Source organism: Pseudoalteromonas sp. Z1A2 (assembly GCF_011378755.1).
GTDB classification, from domain to species: domain Bacteria; phylum Pseudomonadota; class Gammaproteobacteria; order Enterobacterales; family Alteromonadaceae; genus Pseudoalteromonas; species Pseudoalteromonas distincta.
Genome location: NZ_WTKX01000020.1, coordinates 17229 through 30021 on the forward strand (window position 1 = coordinate 17229; position 12793 = coordinate 30021).

The 12793-nt window shown below is 39.0% G+C and carries 10 protein-coding genes; 4 read left to right on the plus strand and 6 right to left on the minus strand.

The window, feature by feature from the left end; translation table 11 throughout:
* Positions 1-12 precede the first annotated feature (12 nt).
* The 3 genes from slmA (at position 13) to GQR47_RS13965 (ending at position 4864) form a co-directional block, all read left to right on the plus strand.
* Positions 13-600: a nucleoid occlusion factor SlmA gene (slmA, locus tag GQR47_RS13955; protein ID WP_004335558.1), complete on the plus strand. Its 588-nt coding sequence runs from the start codon at positions 13-15 to the stop codon at positions 598-600.
* A 140-nt stretch (positions 601-740) separates the two neighbouring features.
* Positions 741-3509, plus strand: a complete 2769-nt coding sequence (locus GQR47_RS13960) for a prolyl oligopeptidase family serine peptidase (protein WP_024595538.1) — start codon at positions 741-743, stop codon at positions 3507-3509.
* A 251-nt stretch (positions 3510-3760) separates the two neighbouring features.
* Entirely contained in the window at positions 3761-4864 is a 1104-nt protein-coding gene (locus GQR47_RS13965) for a GGDEF domain-containing protein (protein WP_024595537.1), read from the plus strand.
* Positions 4865-4866: 2 nt separating this feature from the next.
* Here the strand turns inward: GQR47_RS13965 and GQR47_RS13970 are convergent, their stop codons facing one another.
* Positions 4867-6051: an NAD(P)/FAD-dependent oxidoreductase gene (locus GQR47_RS13970; RefSeq protein WP_024595536.1), complete on the minus strand. Its 1185-nt coding sequence runs from the start codon at positions 6049-6051 to the stop codon at positions 4867-4869.
* A gap of 328 nt (positions 6052-6379) precedes the next feature.
* Between GQR47_RS13970 and GQR47_RS13975 the strand changes: the two genes are divergently transcribed.
* Entirely contained in the window at positions 6380-8506 is a 2127-nt protein-coding gene (locus GQR47_RS13975) for a S8 family peptidase (protein ID WP_154903589.1), read from the plus strand.
* A gap of 105 nt (positions 8507-8611) precedes the next feature.
* On the opposite strand, the gene GQR47_RS13980 is transcribed toward GQR47_RS13975, so the two are convergent.
* The 5 genes from GQR47_RS13980 to cgtA all read right to left on the minus strand — a co-directional run bounded on the left by GQR47_RS13980 (position 8612) and on the right by cgtA (position 12727).
* Positions 8612-9085: a peroxiredoxin gene (locus tag GQR47_RS13980; protein ID WP_024594812.1), complete on the minus strand. Its 474-nt coding sequence runs from the start codon at positions 9083-9085 to the stop codon at positions 8612-8614.
* Between the two features lie 130 nt (positions 9086-9215).
* Positions 9216-10100, minus strand: a complete 885-nt coding sequence (galU, locus tag GQR47_RS13985) for a UTP--glucose-1-phosphate uridylyltransferase GalU (protein WP_024594811.1) — start codon at positions 10098-10100, stop codon at positions 9216-9218.
* A 448-nt stretch (positions 10101-10548) separates the two neighbouring features.
* Positions 10549-10926: a DUF3718 domain-containing protein gene (locus GQR47_RS13990; protein ID WP_024594810.1), complete on the minus strand. Its 378-nt coding sequence runs from the start codon at positions 10924-10926 to the stop codon at positions 10549-10551.
* A 78-nt stretch (positions 10927-11004) separates the two neighbouring features.
* Positions 11005-11496, minus strand: coding sequence for a type 3 dihydrofolate reductase (folA, locus tag GQR47_RS13995; protein ID WP_024594809.1), 492 nt, complete (start codon positions 11494-11496; stop codon positions 11005-11007).
* 73 nt (positions 11497-11569) lie between these two features.
* Positions 11570-12727, minus strand: a complete 1158-nt coding sequence (gene cgtA, locus GQR47_RS14000) for an Obg family GTPase CgtA (RefSeq protein WP_002957746.1) — start codon at positions 12725-12727, stop codon at positions 11570-11572.
* Positions 12728-12793: the final 66 nt, after the last annotated feature.

Genomic DNA, 12793 nt, shown 5'->3' on the forward strand with positions numbered 1-12793 from the left:
AAAGGAATGTTCATGCCTGCGACAAAAAGAAGTAATCGCAAAGAGCAAATACTGCAAGCACTCGCACAAATGTTAGAAACTAATTTAGGACAACGCATCACCACAGCAAAACTAGCTGCTGAGGTGGGTGTGTCTGAAGCCGCGCTATACCGTCATTTTCCGAGCAAAGCGCGTATGTTTGAGGGCTTAATTGAGTTTATTGAAGATACCCTTTTATCTCGTATAAATATTATTATTGAAAACGAAAAAGAAAGCCAAACGCGCATTTATAACATTCTATTATTACTTCTAACCTTTGCTGAAAAAAACCCAGGTATTACTCGTATTTTAACGGGCGATGCTCTGCAAGGTGAGCAAGAACGTTTACGCGAACGTGTACAAACCTTGTTTGAAAAACTAGAAACTCAGTTTAAACAAGTGCTTCGTGAGCGCAAATTACGTGAAGGTAAAAACTTTCAAAGTGATGAGCTTACACTTGCAAACTTTTTACTTGCCTACGTTGAAGGCAAAATGAATCAGTTTGTACGTAGCGACTTTAAAGCAAAACCTAGTGTTCAATTTGAAAAACAATGGCTTGAGCTACAAAAAATTTGGCTGTAATGTTTGCTAAATTAATAAATTGAATACTAAAAAACGACCTGCGGGTCGTTTTGTCGTATGTAGCTGCCATTTATCTGATCCGCTCGAATTATGAACCAAACTCGTTACAATGAAACAATGTCATAATACGAGAATCAATAATGAAAACAAAACTCACCTTATTAAGCACGGCACTCGTTGCCAGCTTAACTAGCACCGGCATACACGCCAAAGAATCGCTACAATTTAAAGACGTATTTAGTTTTAAATCAGCTAAAAGCACACAACTATCTGACAATGGTCAAGTACTCACTTTTAGTGCAACGCCGTATCGTGGAAATGCAACTGGTCAAGTTTACTCACTACAAAGCAATACACTCATCGCAGAAGTAGAACGCGGCACTAAGCCTCATATTAATAAAGCCGCTAACTGGGTCGCCTTTACACAAGTACCTACCTTACTTGAAAAAGAAACAACCAAAAAAAAAGACACACTTAAAAACAATCTGGTACTCGTAAACACACAATCAGGTGCCCAACAAAGCTTTGCTAATGTAAAAGATTACACGTTATCTGATGACGGTATGTGGCTTGCTTATCGTTTAAATAAAAAAGACGATGACGCAAAAGTAGAAGATAAAACCGATAGCACTAAAAACGAAGAAGACAACGCTATCACGCCCGATAAAAAAGATAAGAGCTATGCGCTTGTTATCGTAAATTTATCTGATAAACGCACTCATACAATAGAAAACGTATTTAGCTACGCTATTAACTCAGCTAACAGCCAGCTATTAGTGAGTCAAAGTTACAGCGATGGTAATAACAACCAAATAGCGTTAATTGAGCTCAGTGACTTTAATAGCAGCGTATTAATTGATGAACCTGGCGTAATCGCAAATAAAATAGCGTGGCACCCCACTGACAATATTGCAGCGTTTACATTGGGTAACTATGTAAATGATGACACGCGCCGCCGAAACTACACTTTACAGCTATATAAAAACGAGAAGCTCTCAACTATAGATTCACCTAATAAAGCATGGACGTTAGGGAAAACAGCCACCCTTGAATGGTCAGAAAATGGCGAGCGCTTATATTTTGAAAACCATCCTAAATTAGCAGCTAAAGTAAAAACTAAAGAATATACCGACGAAGCCTCACTGTACGACTTTGATACCATACGTGAGCATAAAGGTCTTAATGTATGGCACAACAACGATGCGCAAATAAAACCACGTGAAGAGCAACAATGGAACGAAGTTAATAAAAATCGCCATTACAGTGCGGTGTATCACGTTAACTCGCAAAAAGTTGCGCAACTTAGTACACCAAACATGCCTGAGGTTGCACTAAACCCTCAGCGAGATATATCTTTACTTGGCTCATCTAACATCCCCTACCTAAAAAAAATTATGTACGGCGGTTTTTTTGCTGATTACTTTGCAGTAAATATACACACCGGTAAACAAACTCCAATTATAAGTAACTACCCGTTTAGACCGAGCCTTGCCCCTAATGGTGAGTTTGCAGCTTATTTTAGCGATAGCCAAATACAGTTAAAAGATTTAAAAAATAATAAAGTAACACCGCTTACAAAAGCGATTCAGGCAACCTTTGCTGATGATAAACACGACTACCCATCTACTCAACCTGGTTATGGTTTTGCTGGTTGGATGACCGATAGCAGCCAAGTGCTTGCTTATAGTAAATACGATATTTGGGCGTTTGATGTAAAAACGCAGCAAGCTAAACGCCTAACTAATGGTAAGCAAAGCAATACGCAGTACCGTGTTATTAAGCTTGATAAAACCCAAGTGGGCTTTAAAAAAGGCGATACATTACTTGTCTCTGCTATTAACTTACAAACTAAACAAAGCGAAGTTGCAAAGCTCGACTTAACCACTAACACACTAACTAAGGTGCTTAGCGGTGATAAACGCTTTGATATGGTTAAAAAAGCCAAAAAGGCTGACAAGTACTTATTTACCTCGCAAACTTATAGCCAATTTCCTGATTACTACCAAACAGATTTTAGCTTTAGTTCACCAAAACAAGTGACCACGCTAAACCCACAAATTAGTAATTTTGCCTGGAGCGAAAAGCCAGAACTAATAAGCTATAAAGGCTTTGACGGTGAAGATTTACAAGGTGTATTAATAAAACCAGCGGGATATAAAAAAGGCGATAAAGTACCTGTGGTTGTGTATTTTTACCGTTACATGAGTCAACGCATGTTTGATTTTCCTAAAATGGAATTAAACCATCGCCCTAATTTCCCTATGTTTACCTCAAACGGTTATGCGGTATTTTTACCTGACATTCGTTTTGAAATAGGTCACCCGGGTAAATCGTCAACGCAAACCATGATCAACGCCACCCAAAAATTAATAGATTTAGGCATAGCCGACCCAGATAAAATAGGCTTACAAGGTCACTCTTGGGCAGGCTATCAAAGTGCGTTTATGATAACCCAAACAGATATGTTTAAAGCGGTTGTATCTGGCGCGCCAGTATCAAACATGACCAGTGCTTACAGTGGCATACGTTTGAAATCAGGTCTTGCTCGTCAGTTTCAATACGAAACAGGGCAAAGCCGTATAGGTAAAAACTTATTTGAAGCACCAGAGCTGTACATAGAAAACTCACCGGTGTTTTTTGCAGATAAAGTAAATACCCCTATTTTAATTATGTTTGGCGATAAAGACGATGCAGTGCCTTGGCACGAAGGCGTGCAGTACTACTTAGCGCTTCGTCGCGCAGGTAAAGATGCAACCTTTTTACAATACGAAGGTGAACCACACCACTTGAAAAAGTTTCCTAATCAGGTCGATTTTTCAGTACGTATGATGCAGTACTTTGATCATTACTTAAAAGGCAAACCTGCTGCTAAGTGGATGACACAAGGCGAAGCATTTATAGAGGAATAGATATAGCATTTATTCAGAGCTCTACGTAAGCGATAACGGCGAGCTCTGCGTCAATTAAATCAAGGCGAGGCATATTACATTTAAGTAATCAGTCACTACCTAGTCCTTCATACCTTTGAAAAATGCTGTAATGATCTTTAAACTTTTATAAACACCACCGTATATAAGCGTTTTAATCAAAGTAAAAAACTATAATAAAAGCCTAATATAAGTAATAATCACTAAATTCAGAGGTTAAAGAGTCGTTCATTATGCTAGGTTTTTGGTACAAAGAGTTTCCACAATACCCAAAAGACCATAAGGATTTTTGGCGTACTCGCTTAATAGCCCACTCTTTACTAATAACTACATGTTACTTTTTAGTTTTAACACTCCTCAATCTTTTTTATTTTAAAAGCTATAACATTGCTTTAATTGATGCCTTAGGGCTGACTATATCACTAGGTATCTATACTTGGTTTAATAAAACAGCCAACGTAAATGCAGCAGCATGGGCCGTTGCCCTTATGGTTGTTAGCTTAATAATGATGTTTGTGATTTCTGTAGGCGGACATGCGCATTCTTTATTTTGGGCAACGTTGATCCCGCCTTTTAGCTTTTTTTTAGTTGGAAGAAACTGGGGAAGCCTATTTAGTGCAGTCGCTTTTGCTATTTGTGCGTATCTTGTGTATTTACAACAACAGCAAACTGTAACAATTGGCTTAGGCTCTTTATTTAATCTTATAGAGGTAAGCCTTGCTCATATTTTAATTTTTAGGTTTTACGAAAAAACACGGTTTTCGGCATACACTCGATTATCTATCCGTAACTTAGAAATTCAACACTTAGCAGAAACCGATAAGTTAACGGGGCTTTATAACAGGCAAAAATTTGATTTTGAATTATCACAGTTAATTGCTAAAAATGACGTTTTTAAAACCCCACATTGCTTACTTATTTGCGATATAGATCACTTCAAAAATATAAACGATACCTACGGGCATTTGGTTGGTGATAACGTGCTAACTGAATTTGCAAAAATATTAAAAAGCCGTATGGGAAATGACGCACTTATTGCGCGATGGGGTGGAGAAGAATTCACTATTATTTTATCCAACACCTCTTTAAATGATAGCGCTAAAAAAGCCGATGACCTGAGAAAGTATATTGCCGAAAACACAGTTACAAATGTAGCATTTACTATAAGTATTGGATTAGCAACGATACAAAAAGACGATACAGTGCTAAAACTACTGGAGCGGGCTGATACAGCGCTATATAAGGCTAAAAATAATGGACGCAATAAAGTATGTGTTAGCGATAACGATTCAACCGTTATCGCTCAATCAACTTACTTAGATGGGTTTATAGCCTAAACTTAAGCGTGCTGCCCACAAGCAAATCCACAGCTCCACGCATATTGGAAGTTGTAGCCTCCAAGCCACCCTGTTACGTCAGTTACTTCGCCTATAAAGTATAGGCCTTTAGCTTTTTTAGCTTCAAAGGTTTTTGAGCTCAACTCGTCGGTATCTACACCGCCCAATGTTACTTCTGCTGTTCTATAACCTTCTGTGCCATTGGGTTTAATTTGCCACGCATGAATATAATTTACTAACTCATTTATTTGAGCATGGGTAAGCTGATTAATATTACAATCTGGTATCGCTTTGCTTTCGTGCAGTATTTCTATAAAGCGTTTAGGTAAAATAGTTGCAAGGCTATTTTTTAAGGACTTTTGGGCTTGCGTTTCTCGCCAATCAGCAAGTTGCTGCCTTAAATCAATTTCAGGTAATAAGTTTATAGTTACAGCCTGCCCTGCTCGCCAAAATGAGCTTATTTGCAATATTGCTGGGCCCGATAACCCTCGGTGAGTAAAGAGGATGTTTTCTTTAAATACGGTGCCGTCTTCGCTTGAAACTTCACAAGGGATACTAATTCCCGAGAGCCCTTCAAAACGCTCTTTATCATGCTGATGCAAAGTAAACGGCACAAGTGCAGCCATAGTTGGTAACACGCTTAAGCCAAACTGCTCTGCAATTTTATAACCTATTGGTGTAGCCCCTAGTTTTGGCATAGTTAAGCCACCTGATGCTATAACTAACGACTCACAGCTTAAGGTTTCTTGCTCTGTGGTAACGCTATAGCCGGTTTCGGTTTTTGATACGCTGATCACTTCACTGCGTAGTTTTATATTTACCCCGGCCCACTCACATTCGGTCAGTAAAATATCAACAATGTCTTGTGCATTGTTATCGCAAAAAAGCTGACCTAGTGTTTTATGGTGATACGCCAAGCCATGTCTGTCTACCAGCTCAATAAAGTCATGCTGTGTATAGCGACTTAAACATGATTTAACAAAATGAGCATTTGCGCATAAGTAGTTATCAGGGGTTGCGTTTTCATTTGTAAAATTACAACGCCCACCACCACTTATTAAAATTTTACGACCTGGTTTTTTCCCCATATCAAGTACTGTAACGCTTCGGCCACGGTATCCAGCTTGCGCTGCACACATTAATCCTGCAGCTCCCGCACCTATTACAATTACATCTACTTGACTCATTATTTTACCCTACTAAAAAATTTTTCCGATTATAGCAAAGTTTGATAGCTAACAACGTAGCATTTAAATTATTAGCAATAACACAACAAAAACGCATCAGTAATAAGTCGGGAATAATTACCCGCACAATAAACCAACCCTTTATACTTATTTTTAATTTATATGACAAATACTAAACAACGAGTAAACCGCGAAAAACCTGAGTTATAACTAAATGAAAGAGGTACATAATAAATTGATATTTTAACCTAGTTAACAGATCGTTTACTTTTGTTCCCGCATCGTGATCCTACATCACGAAATAATAAATAAAAATCTAGGGATAATTATGACAACAAGTAAAACTTTTAAAAGATGCGCAATTGCAATTACAGTTAGTACGCTTTTTGCTGCAACATCTGGCATGGCTCAATCAGTTTCAAGTTCAATGGCTGAAACATCGGCTAAACTACAAAGCCAAGGCGGTTTCGAAACTCAGTTCATTATTAAATATAAAAATAATAACGAAATGGCGAGCCTCTCAACTGCAGACGCAAGCCCAGCTAGCATGAAAAAGCGCGCACAAAGCTTTGTTAAAAACTTCGCTTCTAAAAAAGGCAAAGTAAAAGCAAAATACGTTCGTGCAATGGCACTTAATAATCATCACGTAATGCGTGCTGATAAAAAATTAAGTGCGGCTGAGGCCCAAGAGTTTATGCAAGAAATGGTTGATTCTGGCAATGTTGAATACATTGAAGTGGATCAAATGCTAAAGCCGTTTTCAACTCCTAACGATCCACGTTTTGATGACCAATGGCACTACTACGAGCAAGCCGGTGGTTTAAACTTACCGACCGCATGGGATACCGCAACGGGTAGCGGTGTAGTTGTAGCTGTACTAGATACGGGCTACCGCCCTCATGCTGATTTAAACGCTAATATTTTACCGGGTTACGATATGATCTCTAACCTTTCGGTAGCTAATGACGGTGGTGGTCGCGATAGCGATGCACGTGATCCTGGTGATGCAGTTGCTGCGAATGAATGTGGTACTAACGGTGCACAAAACTCTAGCTGGCATGGCACGCACGTAGCCGGCACAGTTGCTGCGGTAACCAATAACGGTGAAGGTGTTGCAGGCGTAGCTTATAACGCAAAAGTAGTGCCTGTTCGTGTACTAGGTAAGTGTGGTGGTTTAACCTCTGATATTGCAGACGGTATTATTTGGGCATCTGGTGGAAGTGTTTCAGGTATTCCTGCTAACTCAAACCCTGCTGATGTAATTAATATGAGTTTAGGTGGGAGCGGTTCATGTAGCTCTACAACTCAAAATGCAATTAACACAGCACGTAGTAACGGCACTGTGGTAGTTATTGCTGCAGGTAACGATAACGATAACTCAGCAAACTACAACCCAGGTAACTGTAACGGTGTAGTAAACGTAGCCTCAGTGGGCCGTAATGGCGGCAGAGCTTATTACTCAAACTACGGTAGCAATATTGATGTTGCAGCACCAGGTGGCGCACAAAGCTTTGCAAACGACTCTGAAGGCGTTCTATCAACTTACAATTCAGGTTCGTCTACACCTTCAAGCGACAGCTATGGCTTTTCACAAGGTACATCAATGGCTGCGCCCCACGTAGCAGGTGTTGCGGCACTTATTAAGCAAGCAAAGCCAGATGCAACGCCTGACGAAATAGAAAGTATTTTAAAATCAACTACCCGTTCGTTCCCTGCAACATGTACTAGCTGTGGTACGGGTATTGTTGATGCTGCCGCAGCTGTTGCAGCAGCAAGTGGCGGCACTACTCCACCTACCGGTGGCGATAGCGAGCTTATTAATGGTGAAGCTAAAACAGGTTTAAGTGGGGCTGCAAATGCACAAGCATTTTACACGATGACAGTACCAAGCGGTGCAACTAACGTAACATTCACTATGAGTGGTGGTACTGGCGATGCTGATTTATACGTACGTGCAGGCAGTAAACCTACAACTACTACCTATGATTGTCGTCCATATAAAGGCGGTAATAGCGAAGAGTGTTCTATTGATAACCCTACTGCGGGAACTTACCACGTAATGCTTAACGGCTACTCTGCGTATTCAGCTGTTAGCTTAGTAGGTAATATTACTGGTGGTTCATCATCGGGTGGCGGTTCAGGTACTCCACAAGCAGGTGGCGGCACTATAAGCGATGTGTCAGCCAATACTGGGCAGTGGAAACATTACACGTTAGATGTACCAGCTGGAATGACTACGTTTACAGTAACAACATCGGGTGGCAGTGGCGATGCTGATTTATTTGTAAAATACGGTAGCCAACCAACAGCAAGCTCATACGATTGCCGCCCTTATAAAAATGGCAATGCAGAAACATGTACATTTACTAATCCACAAGCAGGTACTTGGCACTTAAGCGTTAACGCTTATAGCACTTTCTCTGGTTTAACGCTTAGCGGGCAATACCAACCGTAATTTAAAGTTTGAGCCTTTAATAAAAAAACCGATGTTGCTGCCAACATCGGTTTTTCAATAATAACTAGCAGATTAGTTAAAACTAAAATCTACACTTTATTACTGTTATAGCTTCTCTAGTACTGATTCTGCGCGGCTTACAACAAACTCTTTGTCTTGTTCTACAAATAAACCTGTTACTAGCGCATTTTCAATAATCATAGCGTAACGCGTTGAACGTATACCACCAAAACTAGCAGTATCTTTATCAAGCCCTAACGATTTAGTGAAACTTCCATCGCCATCCCCAAGCATTGTAATTTCTTGCGCGTTTTGTGAGTCACCCCATGCTTTCATAACAAATGCATCATTAACTGATACACAGTAAATAGCATCAACACCTTTTGCTTTAATTTTATCAGCAAGGGTAATAAATTCAGGTAAATGGGCATTTGAACACGTTGGTGTAAACGCACCAGGAACTGCAAATAACACGACTTTTTTACCTTCAAACAATTCTTTATTTGTAAGAGATTGCATACCGTCGTCAGTTAATTGCGTTAACGTCACTGCTGGTAATTCTTGGCCTTGCTCAATCATGGTAATTCCTTGAAAAGATTAATACAGAATAAGTAACAATCGTACTACGTAGCCTACTACTATGTATAAAAAGTACGGCTAACTTAGTAGCTCAAAACAGCCTACCATAGAACGAAGAATACGCGCTGTATTAAGGTAAATTCAAATCATTTATAAAACTTGAAAAATCATTACCTAGCTTTTCATCTCGCAGACTGTACTCAACAATTGCTTTTAAGTAGCCTAACTTATCTCCACAATCGTGAGAGCGACCACTCATATGAAATGCTTCAACGGTTTCTTGTGCCATTAATGCGTCAATAGAATCTGTAAGTTGTATTTCACCGCCAGCACCTACAGACGTTTTTGCAAGTAGAGGCCAAATGTTCTTACTCAGTACATATCGCCCTACAACAGCTAGGTTAGAAGGCGCTAAATCTGCATCTGGTTTTTCAACCATTGCTTTTATTGCAGCACTTTTGCCTGGCATTAACTCAACACCGTTTATATCCGCAATACCATATTTACTAACGTCTTCTTTAGCTACTGGCTCAAGCATTATTTGGCTTGCTTGAGTTTCTTTAAAGCGTTTAATCATGGCCGCTAAGTTTTCAGTTTCTTGATCCGCAGTATAGGCATCAAGTATCACATCAGGCAGGAGCACAACAAAGTTGTTATCACCAACTATTGGTTTAGCGCATAAAATAGCATGCCCTAGCCCTTTAGCTTCACCTTGGCGTACACTCATAATAGTTACATCATTTGGACAAATAGAGCGAATTTCATCTAATAAAGCTCGTTTAACACGCTTCTCAAGAGTCGCTTCTAGTTCATAACTTGTATCAAAGTGGTTTTCGATTGCATTTTTAGAGCTATGCGTAACTAACACAATATCTTTAATACCAGCGGACACACATTCGCTGACAATATATTGAATTAGAGGCTTATCGACTATTGGGAGCATTTCTTTTGGGATAGCTTTTGTCATAGGGAGCATTCTCGTCCCTAAGCCAGCTACTGGAATTACAGCTTTCATATCTGTCCTTAGTGATTAAGTTTGTAAATAATATCAATTCGCTTAATTAAGTGATCTATTTTTAGGATGGAAAAACGTGTTGATAGCTAGGCAAAAAATTCGCTACTTAGTTGTTCTAAATGAGAATTATTTAACACAGGTGCGACACGTTTAGCCCCGCAAAATAATTAAGTATTATTGCGTATTGGTACAAACTAGCAGATACAAAATAGATACTAGCTGAATAAAGTTACCTCTTTTGAAGAAGTAAATTTGAAGCTGTTTATTAAACAGAGACTCTACATTTTTGGTTATTTAAAATGAGCAGGTAAGTTATGAAGTTTATTAATGATTTTGTTGTGGGGTGAGATTACATTAGCTAAACGAAAAAAGCCTGGGTTTGCTATAAATAACAAACCCAGACCAATAAATTTCTAACTAAAGGTCGCGTTACAAAACCTTTTTATAATTAAAGACCTGCACGCTCTTTAATTACTGCAATAAGCGGTGAGCTGGCAAAATTCCCTTCAGCCCAAGCAATATCAGCACCATCTGTTAACGCACTTTTTGATAAGTTTTTAACTATATACTCACCAGTATCTACTGCATTACTAGCAACAGCATGACGTAATAAGTTATTACCATTACATTGTACTGCATCATAAATATTACGAATTTTTACACGAGAGCTTTTAAGCTTGCTGCGTAATCGGTTTTTATCGTCTGCCGCAATATATTCACAAATAGATACTGCTAATTGATCTTCAGCATTTACAGGTGCTGTATACGAAAACGAACTAACAGCTACAACGGCAGTAAGTGCAACTAGCTTTGGTAATTTAAACATGACAAACCCTTTATAATACTTTGTTCTTATATAGACTATCGAATATTATATCAATCTATCAAAATTTACGCAATAATGTTAACGTTCTTTATATAAAGTTACGAATTTATAACTAGATAAATTCTTGTCATTCGGATGGTTTTCTTGCTCTTCTTTCACGTACCAATTAGCAACTTTATTGTAATCTGGAAACTGTGTATCGCCTTTAACATCTAAATCAATAAAAGTTAGATACAGGCGTTCTGCTTTTGGTAAAAATTGCTCATAGATATTACCACCACCAATAATCATTACTTCTTCAGCAGTAGTAACGAGTTCTAATGCGGCATCTGGCGTAGTTACTACTTCAATACCCTGTGCAGTATATTCGCTGTTTCGAGTAATAATAATATTACGGCGCCCAGGTAATGGACGGCCTATAGACTCAAAAGTTTTACGACCCATGATCACAGGCTTACCCGTAGTGACCTTTTTAAAATGCTGAAGATCTGCAGGTAAATGCCATGGCATTTTATTATCTAGACCAATTACACGGTTATTTGCCATTGCTGCAATCATTGAAATTATCATAATAAACACCTAGTACTTTATTCTTAAACAAAGAAAAAGGAGCATAAGCTCCTTTTTAGTAAATTCTATTTAATTAACGCTCGTAGACAACTTCTACGTCGTAATCATCTTCATCCCAGTCATCCCAATCATCATCATTACCCTTACCTTTAGTGGCTTTTTCATGATAGGTATCCCACTTAAATTCAACTTCTTCATCTTCCACTTGTACAAACTTCTCTTTAGGCATGCTATCAAGTAGTGTCATTATGTTGTGGATTAATGGTTGAGTGTTAAGTTTATTAATTGCTGAAATGTGATAGATATTTTCAGTTTCGCCCAGCTCTTCTGCAATCGATTCGCATAACGCTTTTGCTTCATCCTCTGGTAATAAATCTATTTTATTAAATACTAACCAGCGTGGCTTCTCAGCTAATTTAGGGCTGTATTGGTGCAGCTCGTTAATAATCGAAAACGCATTATCAACAGGGTTTGAACCATCTACCGGCATTACATCAATAATGTGTAATAACACACGACAACGCTCTAAATGTTTCAAAAAGCGAATACCTAGGCCTGCGCCATCAGATGCACCTTCAATTAGACCCGGAATATCGGCTATAACAAATGATTTATTTGCTTCAGGACGTACCACACCTAAATTAGGAATAAGCGTCGTGAATGGGTAATCAGCTACTTTTGGTCTTGCTGCAGATACACTGCGGATAAACGTAGATTTACCGGCATTTGGTAGTCCAAGTAAGCCAACATCAGCTAATAATAGTAACTCTAATTTTAAGTTACGTACTTCACCTGGTGTGCCTAATGTTTTTTGACGAGGTGCTCGGTTAGTACTTGATTTAAAACGCGCATTCCCCAAGCCGTGGAAACCACCTTTTGCAACCAAAATTCGTTGACCATGTTGAGTTAAGTCGCCAAGTCCCTCTTGGGTATCAACATCCATGATGCGCGTGCCTACAGGCACCATAACAAACAAGTCATCAGCTTTTCGGCCTGTACAGTTACGGCTACGACCGTTAGTACCACGTTCAGCTCTATGGAAGCGCTCAAACTGATAATCAATTAAGGTATTTAAGTTTTCATCAGCTTGTAGATAAACACTACCACCGTCTCCACCGTCACCGCCGTCTGGTCCACCATCTGGAACATATTTTTCACGACGGAAAGACACGATGCCGCTGCCACCGTCTCCAGCTTCTGCGCGAATTTCTACTTCATCTACAAACTTCATGATTACTCACTTTAGGGATTGGCTTGTTTAATAACTCTATTATATACCCAAGCCAGCACAAATGCA